The sequence below is a fragment of the Rhizobium sp. Rhizsp82 genome (assembly GCF_047325115.1).
Lineage (GTDB): Bacteria > Pseudomonadota > Alphaproteobacteria > Rhizobiales > Rhizobiaceae > Rhizobium.
The window spans coordinates 1,540,571-1,558,013 of record NZ_CP168570.1; the positions used below are offsets into that span (position 1 = coordinate 1,540,571).

General features: G+C 62.1%; 13 protein-coding genes. 4 read left to right on the forward strand and 9 right to left on the reverse strand.

The window, feature by feature from the left end:
* The 5 genes from edd to ACEN84_RS12315 form a co-directional block, all read right to left on the reverse strand.
* The gene (edd, locus tag ACEN84_RS12295) at positions 1-1,821 is read right to left on the reverse strand and encodes a phosphogluconate dehydratase (protein ID WP_112713220.1); all 1,821 of its coding nucleotides are present in this window, start codon (positions 1,819-1,821) and stop codon (positions 1-3) included.
* Positions 1,822-1,886: 65 nt separating this feature from the next.
* On the reverse strand, positions 1,887-2,585 hold the full coding sequence (gene pgl / locus ACEN84_RS12300; RefSeq protein ID WP_413710995.1) for a 6-phosphogluconolactonase: 699 nt from the start codon (positions 2,583-2,585) through the stop codon (positions 1,887-1,889).
* Positions 2,586-2,596: 11 nt separating this feature from the next.
* On the reverse strand, positions 2,597-4,072 hold the full coding sequence (gene zwf, locus ACEN84_RS12305) for a glucose-6-phosphate dehydrogenase (protein ID WP_413710996.1): 1,476 nt from the start codon (positions 4,070-4,072) through the stop codon (positions 2,597-2,599).
* Positions 4,073-4,207: 135 nt separating this feature from the next.
* A complete protein-coding gene (locus ACEN84_RS12310) occupies positions 4,208-5,506 on the reverse strand; it encodes an NAD(P)/FAD-dependent oxidoreductase (RefSeq protein ID WP_413710997.1) in 1,299 nt (432 codons plus the stop codon).
* A 13-nt stretch (positions 5,507-5,519) separates the two neighbouring features.
* Positions 5,520-6,956, reverse strand: a complete 1,437-nt coding sequence (locus ACEN84_RS12315) for a glutamine synthetase family protein (protein ID WP_413710998.1) — start codon at positions 6,954-6,956, stop codon at positions 5,520-5,522.
* 126 nt (positions 6,957-7,082) lie between these two features.
* Between ACEN84_RS12315 and ACEN84_RS12320 the strand changes: the two genes are divergently transcribed.
* The 3 genes from ACEN84_RS12320 (at position 7,083) to ACEN84_RS12330 (ending at position 13,470) form a co-directional block, all read left to right on the forward strand.
* On the forward strand, positions 7,083-8,264 hold the full coding sequence (locus ACEN84_RS12320) for an NAD(P)/FAD-dependent oxidoreductase (RefSeq protein WP_413710999.1): 1,182 nt from the start codon (positions 7,083-7,085) through the stop codon (positions 8,262-8,264).
* 581 nt (positions 8,265-8,845) lie between these two features.
* Entirely contained in the window at positions 8,846-11,374 is a 2,529-nt protein-coding gene (locus tag ACEN84_RS12325) for a methyl-accepting chemotaxis protein (protein ID WP_413711000.1), read from the forward strand.
* A gap of 251 nt (positions 11,375-11,625) precedes the next feature.
* Positions 11,626-13,470 carry a methyl-accepting chemotaxis protein gene (locus ACEN84_RS12330; RefSeq protein ID WP_203429567.1) on the forward strand — a complete coding sequence of 615 codons (1,845 nt, stop codon included), beginning with the start codon at positions 11,626-11,628 and terminating at the stop codon, positions 13,468-13,470.
* On the opposite strand, the gene ACEN84_RS12335 is transcribed toward ACEN84_RS12330, so the two are convergent.
* Entirely contained in the window at positions 13,443-13,676 is a 234-nt protein-coding gene (locus ACEN84_RS12335) for a hypothetical protein (protein WP_413711001.1), read from the reverse strand. The two genes, ACEN84_RS12330 and ACEN84_RS12335, sit on opposite strands and share 28 nt — an antisense overlap.
* 89 nt (positions 13,677-13,765) lie before the next feature.
* On the opposite strand from ACEN84_RS12335, the gene ACEN84_RS12340 reads away from it, so the two are divergent.
* On the forward strand, positions 13,766-14,635 hold the full coding sequence (locus ACEN84_RS12340) for a LysR family transcriptional regulator (RefSeq protein WP_413711002.1): 870 nt from the start codon (positions 13,766-13,768) through the stop codon (positions 14,633-14,635).
* Position 14,636: 1 nt separating this feature from the next.
* On the opposite strand, the gene ACEN84_RS12345 is transcribed toward ACEN84_RS12340, so the two are convergent.
* From ACEN84_RS12345 to aceA, 3 genes are all read right to left on the reverse strand, one after another.
* Positions 14,637-15,671, reverse strand: a complete 1,035-nt coding sequence (locus tag ACEN84_RS12345) for a helix-turn-helix transcriptional regulator (RefSeq protein ID WP_413711003.1) — start codon at positions 15,669-15,671, stop codon at positions 14,637-14,639.
* Positions 15,672-15,818: 147 nt separating this feature from the next.
* On the reverse strand, positions 15,819-16,055 hold the full coding sequence (locus ACEN84_RS12350) for a hypothetical protein (RefSeq protein ID WP_112713198.1): 237 nt from the start codon (positions 16,053-16,055) through the stop codon (positions 15,819-15,821).
* Positions 16,056-16,078: 23 nt separating this feature from the next.
* The gene (gene aceA / locus ACEN84_RS12355) at positions 16,079-17,368 is read right to left on the reverse strand and encodes an isocitrate lyase (RefSeq protein ID WP_112713196.1); all 1,290 of its coding nucleotides are present in this window, start codon (positions 17,366-17,368) and stop codon (positions 16,079-16,081) included.
* Between the last annotated feature and the right edge of the window lie 75 nt (positions 17,369-17,443).

A 17,443-nucleotide genomic window follows, 5' to 3' on the forward strand; every position in this document is an offset into this window, starting at 1 on the left:
TCAGTGGAAGAGAACACTCGCCCCGTGGTCGGAAGCACCGACCGCCCGGCGGAAGGGCGCGAAGAGCTCGCGGCCCATGCCGTATTCGTTCTCGGAGAGATCGGCCGTCACCGGCTCGCGCTCGGCCATCGTCGCGGCATCGACGAGCACTTCCAGCGTGCCGCGGATCGCGTCGAGGCGGATGATATCGCCATCCTTGATGCGCGCGATCGGGCCGCCCTCGACAGCCTCGGGGGTGACGTGGATCGCAGCCGGAACCTTGCCCGACGCGCCGGACATGCGCCCGTCGGTCAGCAGCGCCACGCGGAAGCCGCGGTCCTGCAGCACGCCGAGCGGCGGCGTCAGCTTGTGCAGCTCAGGCATGCCGTTTGCCTTCGGACCCTGGAAGCGCACGACGGCGACGAAATCGCGGTTGAGCTTGCCTTCCTTGAAGGCGTCCTGCAGCTCCTGCTGGCTGTGGAAGACGATCGCCGGTGCCTCGATGATGTGGCGCTCCGGCTTGACGGCGGAGATCTTGATGACCGCCTTGCCGAGATTGCCGCGCAACATCTTCAGGCCGCCATTCGCCTGGAACGGCGTCTCGATGCTGGCGAGCACCTTCGGATCGTGGCTCTTCTCAGGGGAGGGCTCGCGCACGACAGTGTTGTTCTCGCCGAGGCGGGCGTCGATCGTATAGGCTTCAAGGCCCTGACCGGCGACGGTGCGCACGTCGTCATGCAGCATGCCCTGCTTCAGCAGTTCCTTGATCAGGAAGCCCATGCCGCCTGCCGCGTGGAAATGGTTCACGTCGGCAAGACCGTTCGGATAGACGCGCGCCAGCAGCGGGATCTCCTCGGAGAGCTCGGCGATATCCTGCCAGGTCAGCTGAATGCCGGCGGCACGCGCCATCGCCACGAGATGCAGCGTATGGTTCGTCGAGCCGCCCGTCGCATGCAGGCCGACGACGCCGTTGACGACAGAGCGTTCGTCGATCATCTCGCCGGCAGGCGTGAATTCGTTGCCGAGGGCGGTGATCGCCAGCGCGCGCTTGGCGGCTTCGCGCGTCAGCGCTTCGCGCAGTGGCGTGCCGGGATTGATGAAGGACGAACCCGGCAAATGGAAACCCATGATCTCCATCAGCATCTGGTTGGAATTGGCGGTGCCGTAGAAGGTGCAGGTGCCCGGGCCGTGATAGGACTTGGATTCTGCTTCCAGCAGCTCGGCGCGCCCGACCTTGCCTTCGGCATAGAGCTGGCGCACGCGCGACTTCTCGTCGTTCGGCAAGCCTGTCGTCATCGGGCCCGCGGGCACGAAGATCGACGGCAGGTGGCCGAAGGAGAGGGCGGCGATGACGAGGCCCGGAACGATCTTGTCGCAGACGCCGAGGAACAGCGCCGCATCGAACATGTTGTGCGACAGGCCGACGCCTGCCGACATGGCGATCAGGTCGCGCGAGAAGAGCGAGAGCTCCATGCCCGGCTGGCCCTGGGTAACGCCGTCGCACATAGCAGGCACACCGCCCGCGACCTGGGCGATACCACCGGCTTCGGCGGCAGCTTGCCGAATGATCGCCGGATAGGTCTCGAACGGCTGGTGGGCCGAGAGCATGTCGTTATAAGCGGTGATGATGCCGAGGTTTGGAACGCGGTCGCCGGCGAGCGCGTCCTTTTCGGCGGGGGAACAGACCGCGAAGCCGTGCGCAAGGTTGGCGCAGCCGAGGATAGACCGGACGGCACCCTTCGATGCCGCGCCGCGCAGGCGCTCCAGATATCGCTCGCGCGTCGGTTTTGATCTCTCGACAATGCGGGACGTGATCGCAGAAATGCGTGCGTTAGCGGACATGGGAGTTATCCTGCCTTGGTTGCTGTTCAAATTGTATGTTCGCGGCTCGGCCCGAAGGCTTGGTGTTACGGAGCCCAGTAGATATCGACAGGCGTCGCCGCCCGCCGCAGCACGGCCCGGATCGGCATCTCTGCCTCGTCTCCGGCGCCTTCAGCCTTCGTCAGCACGTCCTTCTTGCCCTGGCCTTCGATATGAAGCACCAGGAGCTTGGCGTCCTGAAGGCTGGAGAAAGTGAAGGTCAGGCGCGGTTCGCCCGCATCCTGTGCTTCCATGGTGATGATGCCGCGCGGCGTCTTCGGATCCAGCGCAACGGCCAGGTTGTTGCCGCCCGGGAAGAACGAGGCGGTATGTCCGTCGCCGCCCATGCCGAGGATGACGATATCGAACGGATTGCCGATCGATGCCGTCTCCGCGGCGGCAAGCTTCGCGGCCGTTTCCGCGGAGCCCGTGTCGTGGAACAGCGGCAGGAACCGCGCCGCTTTTGCCTTGTTCTGCAGCAGGTTGCTGGCAACCAGCAGATGGTTGGAGCGGTCGCTGGTCGCAGGCACGAAACGCTCGTCGACGAGCGTGATCGTCACCTTCGGCCAGTCGAGGTCCCGCGTCGAAAGCGCCTGGAAGAAGGCCTTCGGCGTGGAGCCGCCGGAAACGGCGATAGTGGCCGTTCCCTTCGCTGCGATCGCCTTGGAAAGCGCGTCCGCTACCTTGTCTGCAAGGTTGGCGGCCAGTTCCGCGGCATTGGCAAAAGCATGCATGGTCGCTGCCATCGCTGTTGATCCTAGATGTTGTCGTGCCAGGTGCGGCCGTCGCGCTCGATCAGCGCGATAGCCTGGCTCGGGCCCCAGGTGCCGGCGGTGTAACCCTGAACCAGCTGGCCAGTGGATTCCCAGCCTTTCAGGATCGGGTCGACCCAGTCCCATGCCGCCTCGACTTCGTCGCGGCGCATGAACAGCGTCTGGTTGGAGCGGATGACGTCCATCAGCAGGCGCTCGTAAGCATCCGGGTTACGGACATGGAACGCTTCCGCAAAGCTCATGTCGAGCGAAACGTTGCGCAGGCGCATGCCGCCCGGACCCGGGTCCTTGATCATCAGCGACTGCTTGACGCCTTCGTCCGGCTGCAGGCGGATGATCAGCTGGTTCTGGCTGATGCGGCCGGCAGACTGGTCGAAGACCGAGTGCGGGATCGACTTGAAGGTGATGACGATTTCCGACATGCGGCCGGCAAGACGTTTGCCGGTGCGGATGAAGAAGGGAACGCCGGCCCAGCGCCAGTTGTTGATCTCGGCCTTGATGGCGACGAAGGTTTCCGTGTTGGAAACGCCGCCTTCCAGCTCTTCGAGATAGCCCTTGACCGGACCGCTCGCCGAAGCGCCGGCGCGGTACTGGCCGCGAACGGTGAACTGCTCGACATTCGAGGCGTCGATCGGCTTCAGGGCGCGCAGCACCTTGAGCTTCTCGTCGCGAACGGCTTCGGAATCCATCGAGGAGGGAACTTCCATCGCCGTCAGGCAGAGCAGCTGCAGAATGTGGTTCTGCACCATGTCGCGCAGCGCGCCAGCCGTGTCGTAATAGCCGGCGCGGCCTTCGAGGCCAACGGCTTCAGCCACGGTGATCTGTACGTGGTCGATATAGTTGGCGTTCCACAGCGGCTCGTAGAGAGCGTTGGCAAAGCGCAGCGCCATCAGGTTCTGCACGGTTTCCTTGCCGAGATAGTGGTCGATGCGGAAGATCTGCTCTTCTTTGAAGGCCTTGCCGATGCTGTCGTTCAACGACAGTGCCGAGGCGAGGTCGCGGCCGATCGGCTTCTCGACGACGATGCGCGTCGACTTGGTGATCAGCTTGTGCTCGTGGATCTTCTGCGAGATATCGCCGAAAATGCCCGGGGCAACGGCGAGATAGAAGGCGCGAACGCGATCCTTGCCGTCGTCGAGCAGCTTCTTCAGCTTGTCCCAGCCGCCGTCGGAGCGGGCGTCGACCGATACATAGTGCAGGCGCTTGCAGAACTTTTCGACTTCAGCCTCGTCATACTCGCCCTTCTTCAGGTGCTCCTTGAGAGCCTCCTGGGCGAATTTGCGGTATTCCTCGTCGGTCAGCGGGCTGCGCGAAGCGCCGATGATGCGGGTCGGCTCGGTGAACTGGCCCTCGATCTGGCGGTGATAGAGCGCCGGCAGAAGCTTGCGCTCGGCGAGATCGCCACTGCCGCCGAAGACGACATAGTCAAAGGGTTCAACGGGAATGATTTGGCTGCTCATGAGCTTTTCTCTCAATCAGTCTGGTTGGCGGCCGTTTTAATCTAATCGATTTAAAAAAGCCAGTGTGCGATGCAATGAATCTCTCGGGTCCCGGTTTTAAAGCGAATTGACCCGAGAGGAAATCCCGCAATCGCCCTAAAACTTGTCGCGCAGCGCGAACCAGGACAAGGCTAGAAACAGCAGTGGGGCACGCATGGCCGCACCGCCGGGAAAAGCCGGGATATCGAGCCCCTTGAAGAGATCTAGATCGGCGGATTTTCCAAGCACTGTTTCTGCATAAAGTTTGCCGCAGTAATTTGACAGCATGACGCCATGGCCGGAATAACCGCCGATCGATGTGACATTTGGCATCACTTCGCGCACGAACGGCTGCCGCGGCATCGTGATCCCGACGGAGCCGCCCCAGGCATGGGTGATCTCGACATCCTTGAGAGCCGGATAGATCTCGGTGATCTGCCGGCGGATATGATCGGAAATGTCGCGCGGATTATCCGCCGTATAGGCCTCGCGCCCGCCAAACAGCAGCCGGCCATCCCGGGATTTACGGAAGTAGCGCACCACGAAGCGCGAGTCTGCCACCGCCTCGCTGCCTGGAATTACCGAGGGAAAGCTGTCGAGCGGTGCCGTCGCGCCGATGAAGGAGCGGATCGGCATCACATGGCTTGCGGTGACCGGTTCCAGATTGCCGATATAGCCGTTGCAGGCAATCAGCGCCTTGTCCGCGGTGATCGTCCCCTTCGGCGTATCGATCCTCACCTTGCCGCCGTCGTTGCGAACAGCAGTTGCCGGCGTCATCTCGTAGATCTGGGCGCCCGCGTTGGCCGCTACCCGGGCAAGCCCGATCAGAAGCTTCAGCGGGTGGATATGCCCGGTGCCGGTGTCGCGCACGCCGCAGTGATAACGCTTCGAACCCAGCCGTTCCTGCGTCTCCTGCCTGTCCATGAACTGGACATGCGGATAGCCGTAGCGTGAGGCAGCGATCTCCGCGTTTTCGATATAGGAGCGCTTGTAGCTCTCCTTATGCGCCACGTTGATCTGCCCGGGCATGAACTCGATGTCGATCTGGTGTTCGCTGGCGAAATCGAGAAGATACTTCTTTGCCCCTTCCGCCAGATCGAACAGCGCCTTGGAGCGCTCGTAGCCGATCTTCTCTTCGAGTTCTTCCGGCCACCAGCGCTGGCCGGTGCCGAGCTGGCCGCCATTGCGGCCGGATGCGCCGTCGCCGAAGCGGTTGGCGTCGATCAATACGACCGAGACCCCCGCCTTGGCGAGATTATAGGCTGCCTGCAGCCCGGTATAGCCGCCGCCGACGATGGCGACGTCACATGTCTTCGATCCGTCAAGCTCCGGATAGGTCGCCCGCTCGCCCGCCGTCGCCTGATACCAGGAAACGCCGGGCGCGATGGGGCTCTGCCAGTCTTGCTTCACAGCCATGAGGAACGCCTCCTCACACGTTGAGCAACAGGAACTCGCGCTCCCAGGGGCTGATCACTTCCATGAAGGTCTCGAACTCGCCGCGCTTGACGCCGGCGTAGATCCCGATGAACTCCTCGCCGAACACTTCTTCGAAGGCCGGTTCATCTTCCATCAGCGCGATCGCTTCCAGCAGGCCGCGCGGCAGGTCGATCGACCCCTCGTTGGCGGAATCTTCGGTCGGGGCTGTCGGCTCGATCTGCTTGGTGATGCCGAGCAGGCCCGATGCCAGCGATGCGGCGAGCGCCAGATACGGATTGGCATCCGAGCTCGGCAGCCGGTTCTCGACGCGCCGCGCCTGCGGATCCGAAACCGGAACGCGGAAGGCGGTCGTGCGGTTGTCGTAGCCCCAGGCGTTGTTGACAGGGCAGGACATGTTCGGTGCCAGGCGGCGGTAGGAATTCACGTAGGGCGCCAGCATCGCCAGCGCGCTCGGCACGTATTTCTGCATGCCGCCGATGAAGTGGAAGAACTCCTTCGACGGCGAACCATCCGGATTGGAGAAGATGTTCTTGCCGGTTCCCTCATGCACGACCGACTGGTGGATATGCATCGCCGAACCCGGCTGGCCCTGCATCGGCTTGGCCATGAAGGTGGCGTAGATGCCGTGCTTCAGCGCCGCCTCGCGGATCGTGCGCTTGAACATGAACACCTGGTCGGCAAGCTCGATCGGGTTGCCGTGGCGCAGGTTGATTTCCAGCTGCGCCGGACCCTCTTCATGGATCAGCGTGTCGATCTCGAGACCCTGCTTTTCCGAGAAGTGATAGATGTCGTCGATCAGTTCGTCGAACTCGTTGATCCCGGCGATCGAATAGCCCTGACCGCCGAGGATCGAACGGCCGGAGCGGCCTTTCGGCGGATGCAGCGGATAGTCTGGGTCGTCGTTGGTGGCGACCAGATAGAACTCGATTTCGGGCGCGACGACCGGCTTCCAGCCGCGGGCGCTGTAGAGGCCCATGATGCGCTTCAAGACGTTGCGCGGCGTGTAGGACACCTCGGCGCCGTCGGAATTGACGATATCGCAGATCACCTGCGCCGTCGGATCGGTTTCCCACGGCACCACCGAAAGTGTCGAAAGGTCGGGCACCAGCTTCAGGTCGCTGTCGCGCGGCTCGTAGCGGAAGCTTTCCGTCTCCTCGGGATAGGCGCCCGAGATCGTGTGGCGGTAGATCGCCGAAGGCAGTGCGAGCGAAGTGTTGGACGTGAATTTCGATGTCGGCATCATCTTGCCGCGCGGAACGCCGGCAAGGTCCGGCGTGATGCATTCGATGTCTTCGATGCCGCGTGCCCGTAGCCACTGTGCCGCTTCCTTCCAATTCGCTACGCCGCGCGACGACCCGGGGTCAGGGGGAGTCTTGATCGTGGGGCGGACGTTCTTGGCAGGCTTAAGCGTCGTCTTTTTTGGAGACATGACACACCGGTTACGTTGATCGGAAGGCCATCATAACCAGAGTTTGGCAATTGGCGAGGGGGGTAGAGACGTTGACTTTCGCCATTTGATAGAAAAAGAAGACGCCATTCAGAGAAGGATCGGGGCGTGGCAGAAAAAAGCGATGTGATCGTCATCGGCGCGGGCGCGGCCGGTATGATGTGCGCCATCCGCGCGGGGCAGCGCGGCCATTCGGTGCTCGTCCTCGATCACGCCAAGACGCCTGGCGAGAAGATCCGCATTTCCGGCGGCGGCCGCTGCAACTTCACCAATATCCATGCCGGTCCGAAGAATTTCCTCTCGGCCAATCCGCATTTCTGCAAGTCGGCGCTCGCCCGCTTCACCCCGGCCGATTTCGTCGCCATGGTGGATCGCCACAAGATCGCCTGGCACGAGAAGACCCTCGGCCAGCTGTTCTGCGACGACAGCGCCAAGGACATCATCCATATGCTGCTCGACGAGATGCGGTCGGCCGGTGCCGAATGGCAGCTGCGCACCGAGATTACCGGCATCGAGAAGACCGATGGCGGCTTTCGCGTCAGCACATCGGAAGGCACCTACGATTGCGCCTCGCTTGTCATCGCCACCGGCGGCAAGTCGATCCCGAAAATGGGCGCCACCGGCTTTGCCTATCGCATCGCCGAGCAGTTCGGTCTCGCCATGACCGAAACCCGCCCGGGGCTCGTGCCGCTGACGCTCGATCCCGTCCTGCTGGAAGCGATCGCACCGCTCTCGGGTATCGCCGCCCCGGCAGAAATCCGTCACGGCAAGACGGCATTCCGGGAAGCGCTGCTTTTCACCCATCGCGGCCTCAGCGGTCCGGCCATCCTGCAGATTTCGTCTTACTGGCGCGAAGGCGAGGGGATCACCGTCGATATCGAACCCGATGTCGATCTGCTCCAGCATCTGAAGAAAGCCAAGCAGACGAACGGCCGCCAGTCGGCGCAGACGGCGCTGGCGGAAATCCTGCCGAAGCGTCTCGCCCAGTATCTGACCGAGCGCGAAGGCATCTCCGGCAACATGGCCGATCTCTCCGACAAGGCGCTTTCAAGGCTTGCCGATGCCGCGCAGAACTGGACCGTCAAACCTTCGGGTTCCGAAGGATACCGAACGGCGGAAGTGACGCTCGGCGGCATCGACACATCGGTGCTTGACTCCAAGACGATGGAAGCGAAGGCCGTTCCCGGTCTCTATTTTATCGGCGAATGCGTCGACGTTACCGGCTGGCTCGGCGGCTATAACTTCCAATGGGCCTGGGCCTCGGGCTTTGCGGCAGGTGAATCCTTATAGGGTCGAATCCGGATCAATAGATTCAAGACTTCTTAAGCCGGGTGCGCCATCGTGTCCCAATGGCGTCCATGGAACAAGCTGCCCATTTAAAGCTTTACCGGACAGCCATTTTGATGGATTGTTACAGTATTGAGAAAGTGAGGTCCTTTACATGAATAGGAACACACGCCGCGCTCGCGCCATCGCAATCGCCCAGGCAAAGCCTGACACAAAGCTTGCGACGCTCCGCTTTCTCATGTTGGCCACTGGTGCAACTGCCGCGATTATCGCACTTCTGATCGCCCACACCATCTGACCATTCCCGCAATTGTCATATAAATAGCGGCTAGCCCTTTCGTGCCAGCCGCTTACGGGCGGCCATAAGTACGATTTCAAACGATTTGGCTTATCCGAAAATTAATATCTCTTCTGTCACACTTGCTGAAACTATGGGCATCCCGTTCGCGCGGCGATGACTTGGCAATGACTGCCGCCTGAGCCCTCGGGTTTCCCATTATTCCAAAAAAGTCAGCTCGATGCACTCGGCCGGCGCCGCAACAGCAGCCGGTGGGAGGAGTGGTGTATGGAAGGCCGGTATAGCCATGTTCATTGATAAGATCCTGTCGCGCTTCAAGATCAAGACGAAGGTGTTGATCTTCGTTCTGCCTTTCGTCGTCGCCATCTCGGCCGTCGGCCTTACCGGGCTTTATGCCTCGGGCATGCTGCAAGGGCGCATGGAGATTTCGAACAGCATCCTGCAGTCGCTCAGCGGCTTCAAGGATCTCTACGGTTCGATGGACGACTTCCTGCAGAACACCAATGAGCAGGCTCGCGACAAGCTCTATACGGATATCAAGACGCAGGGCCAGACGCTGAATTCCACGCTGTCGCAGATCGGCGAGAATGCCGGCCGCGAGAACCTGCAGGCCGCGATCGATGGCACCAGCGCCATCTCGGGCACTGTCGGCAAGCTCTGGACGCTGCATGAGCAGGAAGTCACGCTGCGCCAGCAGATCGAAGACTCCCAGAAGGTGATGATCACCAACCGCTTCAACGTCAGCTATGATGCCCGCCAGCTCGAAGAGAGCGTGCGCACCGACGAAGGCAATGCGACCGCAACGCTCCGCGCCGCCGACCGTTTGCTCAAGGGTGGCGACACGCTGGCGACGGCCATGAACGATTTCAGCAAGGCGCAGCTTCCTGCCGACAAGCTGAAGGTGGTGACCACGGCGCTGCCGTCGATCATCAAGGCCCAGCGCATGATCGAAATCTCGGTTCCGCAGAACCAGAAGAGCATGACGCAGTCGATGGCCCAGACCATCAGCGACCTGAAGACCCAGGCTGCCGCACCCGATGCCGGCACCGACGACGGTGTCGCCAATCTCGGCCGCCTCGTCTCGCGCTTCCGCCAGATGTCGACCTACACGCAGCTGACGGCAACGCAGATGATGCGCGAAGCCACCACCACCTTCGTCCAGCTCGACAGCCGCATTGCCCAGACCAACTCGGTTCTGGAAGACACCCGCCGTCTCGAGACCTCGATCTATTCGCTCCAGCTCGTTCTGGCCGATTTCAGCGCCAAGCCGAGCAAGGAAAATCGCGTTCGCCTGAACCAGGAAATCGCCACCCTCAACACCATGCTGAACACCCTGCAGGCCAGCGCCAAGGGCATGGATTTCGCCAGCGACATCATCGCTGCGATCAATCCGGCACTGGTCTCGATGGACAAGGACGCACAGAGCCTCGTCGACGTCATCAACCAGCGCGTTGCCGATTATGCCGCTGCCCGCCAGGAGCTCGACAGTGTCTGGGGCCAGCTGACGAGCTTCGCCGAACTGCAGAAGCAGACGGCCGGCGCCGAGCGCGATCAGGCCAACAGCATCTCCGTCGGCACCACCGGCCTCGGCATCCTGGTCTCGATCATCGGCGGTATCGCCCTGGTTCTGACCCTGCAGCGCCCGATCGGCCAGATCACCGCCGCAATGCGCCGCATCGCAGACGGCGCGCTCGACACCAGCATTTCCGGTGAGCAGCGCTTCGACGAAATCGGCGACATGGCCCGTGCACTGGGCATCTTCAAGGAAAACGCCATCTCCAAGATCCGTATCGAGGAGCAGAGCGACGAGGAGCGTCAGGCCGCCGAACACGAGCGCCAGCGCAACGATGCCGAAAAGCGCGAGATGGACCGCCAGATCGAATTCGCGGTCAACGAGCTCGCCGCCGGTCTCGAGCGCATGTCGCAGGGCGATATCTCGACCACCATCGACACGCCTTTCATCGGCCGCCTTGAGCAGCTGCGTGAAGACTTCAACGGTTCGATGCTTCGCCTCCAGGCGACCATGAGCCAGATCCGCGACAACGTCCAGATGATCCAGGGCAACGGCAACCAGATGGCCCAGTCGGCCGAAGATCTTGCCAAGCGTACGGAACAGCAGGCCGCTTCTCTCGAAGAAACTGCCGCTGCCGTCGACGAGATCACCGTCACCGTCCGTTCGTCTGCCGAACGCGCCAAGGATGCCGACCAGATCGTCCGCCAGGCCAAGCGCAGCGCCGATGACTCGGCGACTGTCGTCGGCAAGGCGATCGACGCCATGGGCCGTATCGAGGATGCATCGCGCCAGATCGAGCAGATCATCGGCGTCATCGACGAGATCGCCTTCCAGACCAACCTGCTCGCCCTCAACGCTGGTATCGAAGCCGCGCGTGCCGGTGAAGCGGGCAAGGGCTTTGCTGTCGTCGCCATGGAAGTCCGTGAACTCGCCCAGCGCTCCGCCGCTGCCGCGCAGGAGATCAAGAGCCTGATCAACAAGTCGACCACCGAAGTCAGCTCCGGTTCGCAGTCGGTCCAGGAAACCGGCACGGTGCTCGCGAAGATCAGCGCCCAGATCGTCACCATCAGCCAGCATGTCGAAATGATCGCCCGCGCCAGCCACGATCAGTCCGGCGCCCTGCAGGAAGTCAACTCGACCGTCAACTCGATGGACCAGATGACCCAGCAGAACGCTGCGATGGTGGAAGAAACGACCGCCGCCAGCCGCGAGCTCGCCTCGCAGGCCGACAGCCTGCTGGCCCTCGTGCAGCAGTTCAAGATCGACGGCGAAACGCACGCGACCTACTATCGCGCCGCCTGAGATCAGCGAAAATGCAGACTATGAGAACGGCGCCGGAAGGCGCCGTTTTTGTTTGTGCGGAATGTCTGAAATATGGACGCAAAGGTTGTGTTTCGATCGCGACGCCGCTGATTTTCTACCGATGTTCGAAAAGATGCTGACGAATAGTCATATTTATACAAGTTATTACAGCGTTTTCAGATAATTAGCGGATAATTTTCCTTAACGTTTAACGCATAGGATAGCTGCAATTCGTATTGCAGAGGATTGCTATGCTGCGCTTTTTCTCGACATCCATCGTCCGCCAGGCGGTTGCCATCACACTCGGCTTGCTTGTGGTCAGCACCGGCGCGATCGTTGCCGTGACCTATTATGATCTGAGCCGCTATGTCATGGACAATGCGGTGGCCGACGCCAAAGATGCCAGCCGCACGATGGCGATCCTCTACGGCGCGGCCGACGACAGCGCGAAGATCGCCGTCAAGGATGCGCAGCTCTCTACGGTCACCGAAGAAAAGATCCCCGCATTCACCGATCACTCGCTGGTGGATCGCACGGCTGAATCCATTGCCGGTGTCGCGACGATCTTCGACAAGCAGGGCAGCGATTACGTCCGCGTCTCCACCAATGTGAAGAAGGAAGACGGTAGCCGCGCCGTTGGCACCAACCTTGCCGCCGATCACCCGGCGCAGACCGCGCTCGCCAAAGGCGACGCCTATTACGGTCCGGCAGTGCTGTTCGGAAAGAACTACATGACCGGCTATTTCCCGGTGAAGAATGCCGCTGGCGCCAATACCGGCATCCTCTTCATCGGCATTCCGATGGAAGTCTATTTTGCCCGTCTCCAGCATCTGCAGATCCTCGTGATCGGCGCCGGTGCCGCCGTCATGCTGGTTGTCAGCCTGCTCGCCTTCTTCGCGATCCGCCGCACCGTCAGCCCGCTCCAGGCGCTGACCAAGACCGTGCATTCGATCTCCGCCGGCAATCTCTCCGGCGCGATCCCCTGCGTCGACAAGCCGAACGAATTCGGCGAGATCGGCCGGGCGCTGTCGGCCTTCCGCGATAGTGCCAAGGCGCGCCTGGATCTCGAAACGCAGGCCGCCGAGCAGCGCGCGCTGACCGAAGCCGAGCGCACCCGCAACGATGCCGAAAAGCGCACGCTCGACGGCCAGATCGATTTTGCCGTCAACCAGCTCGCAGCCGGTCTCGGCCGTCTGGCGCAGGGCGATGTCTCCGAAACCATCGAGACGCCCTTCGTCGGCCGACTCGAGCAGCTGCGCGTCGATTTCAACAGTTCGCTGCTGCGCCTGCAGGACACGCTGACCCGCATCCGCGACAATGCCAACGCCATCCAGCGCAACAGCGGCGCGATGTTGGCCTCTGCCGGTGAGCTCTCGAAGCGCACCGAAGCCCAGGCCGCCAGCCTCGAAGAAACCGCCGCTGCGGTCGAGGAGATCACAGTCACCGTGCGCTCGTCCGCCGATCGCGCCCGCGAAGCCAACAACACGGTGGCTCTCACCAAGAAGACCGCCGACAGCTCCGGCGCCGTCGTCGGCGATGCCGTTGCCGCCATGGGCCGCATCGAGGAAGCCTCACAGCAGATCGAGCAGATCATCGAGGTCATCGACGACATCGCCTTCCAGACCAACCTTCTGGCACTGAACGCCGGTATCGAAGCTGCGCGTGCGGGTGAAGCCGGCAAGGGCTTTGCGGTCGTCGCCCAGGAAGTCCGCGAACTGGCGCAGCGTTCCGCCGATGCCGCCCGCGAGATCAAGGGCCTGATCGAAAAGTCGAGCCGCGAAGTGACGGCGGGTTCCGAGCTGGTGCAGAAGACCGGCAACGTTCTGGCCTCGATCAGCCAGGAAATTATCGTCATCAGCAAGCATGTCGATACGATTGCGACCGCCAGCCAGGATCAGTCGGCGGCCCTTCAGGAAGTCAACGGCTCCGTCAACGCAATGGATCAGATGACCCAGAAGAACGCCTCGATGGTCGAGGAGACGACGCAGGCGAGCCGCCAGCTTGCCGACGAGGCCGATGCCTTGATGGGCCTGCTTCAGCAGTTCCGCATCGGCAACGGTGCGGCCGCTCACCGTCCGGCAAGGCAGGCTGCCTGATCCACGCGCTTTACACGAGTATCCTTGGGCCGCGCCTCGACAGCGCGGCCTTTGCTTTTCAGGCCTATGTCGGTGAGCCATGCGACGGCGCGGATGATGCGCGAGCCGCCATATTGCTCGTAGAATTCCTCTTCGGATGTCTGGCAGGCAATCCGGCCGCCCCGTGAGAAGCCGAGCATGCTGGCGATGGCGATCTGGTCGATCATGGTGATGTCCTCCGTTTCAAAGACATCACTTCAGATACACATCAAAAATCGCTTCTTAAACAGCTGAAATCGGCATACGATTTTCACCAATGAAAAACACGGCTTGGGATTCCTATCAGCTTTTCCTGCAGGTCGCCCGTCTCGGCGGCCTCACCGGCGCGAGCGGCACCAGCGGCCTCAGCCCGGCAACGGTCGGCCGCCGCATGCTGGAGCTGGAGCAAGAGACCGGCCGCACGCTCTTCGTCCGCAGCCAGACCGGTTACCGCCTGACGCCGGATGGCCAGGCATTGCTCGATCACCTGCAGGAGATGGAGGCCGCCGCCCGCAAGGTCGATGCCTGGCGCCAGTCGGGCGAGGGCGGAGTGACGGTAAGGGTTGCGGCGGGAACCTGGGTTGCCTGGCTGCTGACCGAGAATTTCTCTGCGATCCGCATGCCCGGCGACGGCTTTGCCCTCTCGCTGACGATCGGCGAAACCCGCGCCAATCTTTCCTACCGGGAGAGCGATATCGGCATCCGCGCCTTCGAACCCGACGAGGCAAACCTTGCCGCCCGTCTGCTCGGCGAAGTCGCCTATGCGGTCTATGTCAGGCGCAACGCTGCCGAGGCTGCGGAGCAATGGGTGGCTGTTGCCGAGGACGAGGCGATCTCCGGCTATCTGCGCTGGCCCTATCGCAATGCGTCCGGCTCGATCGCCGCCACCGTTAACCGGCCGCGGTCGCTGCCGGATCTGGTGCGCGCCGGGGCGGGTAGGGCGGTGCTTCCGTGTTTCGTCGGCGATCTCGATCCGGAGCTTCAGCGGCTCGGCGGCGAGATCCCGGAGCTCAAGCATCGCCAGTGGATCGTCATGAACAACGAAGACCGCCACCGGCCGGAAATCCGCGCCGTTGCCGATCGCATGACCAAATTGCTGAAAAGCTATTCCGATCTCTTCGCCGGCAAGCGCGCCAGCCGCAGCTAGCTCAGGGTATCAGTCTTCGTACCAAGGCCACCTGGCTGTTGACGCCGAGCTTGGAGAAGATGTTCTTCAGGTGCGATCGCGCCGTCTCGTAGCTGATGTCGTTCAGCTTGGCGGTATCGCGCAGCGACAGCCCGCTGGCGATCGACGAGGCGATGCGCAGTTCGGCGGCTGTCAGGTGCTCGTTGCCGCTCAGCCTGTCGTTCAGATGGGCGCAGATGCCGCCGGAGCGCTCAATGATCAGCGCCGAGGTCGGCTCTTGTAGGAACTCGCTCATGAAATCGGACTGCAGCCGTACCAGCGTGTATTTGATGTTGCCGATGCGCCCGCTGCAAACCGGCTGCAGCGGCTCGCGGGAGCGGCCGGTGGCACGCAGCTGCTCGTTGACATTGGCATCGTTGACATTCAGCCGCCCGGTCGGGGTCACGCTGATGCCGCATCCCTCGGTCAGTATCATCTGCGCCGCGGTGTTCATCGAGCGCACCTTGCGCTCCTCGCCGAGATAGATCAGCCCGACGCCGATCGCATCGAGCAGCGGCTTGCCGCCTGCCTCGTTGCTTCGCTCGCGGCGCAGGTAATCGAAGGCCCGACGCAGATGCGGCGCGAGTTCGGTCAGCACCTGGGCGTTGGCGCGGTTATAGCCGGCGTCGGTGCTCGATGTCAGCGTTGAGAGATTGAAGGACCGCCCCTTCTCCCGCATGATCGTCACACCGATGCTGCTGCGGCAGCCGATGCTGCGCAGGTAGTCGTGATAGAATTCGGTTTTCAGCAGCTCTTCATGCGGCAGCATCTGATCGGCGATGACACCGAGCCCGACGGGGCGCACGGCGGCCTTCGCCATCCACGGGTTCACGGTGCTGAAATGGGTGTTGTAAGCTTTCGCGGCAGCGTCTTCGAGGCCGGATGAAAGCGACAGTCCGCCGGAGCCGAGAACCGCATCATGAAAAAAGAGCGTCGACTTTCCATCCGGCATGCGCGTGTTCAGCGTATCCAGAAAATCCTGCCAGCTGGTTTCCCCGAGCAGTGCCCCATAGACCATATCGGTCAGGGGTGCACGTCCGCGCGTATTGTTGCAGGCATATGACGTCCCATAAGAGCTTGATGATATTATGCTCGCCTTTGCTGGGACTGACAATTGCGTCAAATGACGCAGAAGGCGCCGGTTTTGCCGGCGCCTTCTGCGTCTTTAGGTGCGGTTGGCAACGACAACCGGGATCATCAGATCGCCCCAGTTGCCGTCGCCGCCGTGATGGCGGGCGGACCGGACAAGCTCTACCGAAATACCGGATTCAACCGCCTTCATGACAGACTGATTGAGCCGGTGCAGATCGTTGGCGAGCATGCGGATCATGCTCTGCTGGTCCGGCGTCATCGTCGAGGACTGCTCTTCCGCGCGTTCGCGGACACGTGAGATGGAAGCCATGGTCTTCTCCTCCTGTTGCGCGGTCATTCCGCTGCGGGCTTGAACTGTGCGTGTTCGGTGGATTCCCTCATCGCGGTCGTCGAGGACAGGCCGCCGGTGATGGCAAGCGATACGGCATCGAAATAGCCGGTGCCGACTTCGCGCTGATGCTTGGTCGCGGTGTAGCCGTTGACCTCGGCGGCAAACTCCGCCTGCTGCAGCTCGGAATAGGCGGCCATCTGCCGGCTCTTGTAGCCGCGCGCCAGCTCGAACATGCCGAAGTTCAGCTGATGGAAGCCGGCAAGCGTGATGAACTGGAACTTGTAGCCCATGGCGCCGAGTTCGCGCTGGAACCTGGCGATCGTCGCTTCGTCCAGGTTCTTGCGCCAGTTGAAGGACGGCGAGCAGTTGTAGGCAAGCAGCTTGCCCGGATGCACCTTGTGCACGCCTTCGGCAAAGCGCCGCGCCTGATCGAGATCGGGCTTCGACGTCTCGCACCAGATCAGATCGCAATAGGGCGCATAGGCGACCGCGCGGGCAATGCAGGGCTCTAGCCCGTTGCGGACCTGATAGAAGCCCTCGACGGTGCGCCCGGCATCGTAATCGACGAAGGGCTGGTCGCGCTCGTCGATATCGGAAGTCAGAAGCTTTGCGGCCTCCGCATCCGTGCGCGCAATCACCAGCGTCGAGACACCCATGACATCGGCTGCCAGACGCGCGGCATTGAGGTTGCGGATATGCGCCGCCGTCGGGATCAGAACCTTGCCGCCGAGATGGCCGCACTTCTTTTCCGATGCCAGCTGATCCTCGAAATGGACGCCGGCAACGCCCGCCTCGATATAGGCCTTCATGATCTCGAAGGCGTTCAGCGGCCCGCCGAAACCGGCCTCGGCATCGGCAACGATCGGCGCAAACCAGTTTTCGACAGAGAGGCCCTTGCCTTCAGAGGTCTCGATCTGGTCGGCGCGCTGGAGCGTGCGGTTGATGCGCTTGGCAAGCTCCGGCCCGGCATTGGCGGGATAGAGCGACTGGTCCGGATACATCGCCGAGGCGGTATTGGCGTCTGCCGCGACCTGCCAGCCGGAGAGGTAGATCGCCTTCAGACCGGCACGGACCATCTGCATGGCCTGATTGCCGGACAGAGCGCCAAGCGCATTGACGAAATCGTCGCGGCGCAGGAGTTCCCAGAGCCTCGCAGCACCCATTTCCGCCAGCGAGTGGCTGATCTCCACGGAACCGCGCAGCCGCCTGACGTCCTCTGCGGAATAGGGACGCTCGATACCGTCGAAACGGCCAGCCGGTGCGTTGCGGATCAGCTTGTCAAACTCAGTCACAATATCCTCCTTCAGCTCGATTGCTTGTGTGACAGAATTTACAAGGTCGCCGTCAAAAGCTAGAAAAGACTTGCT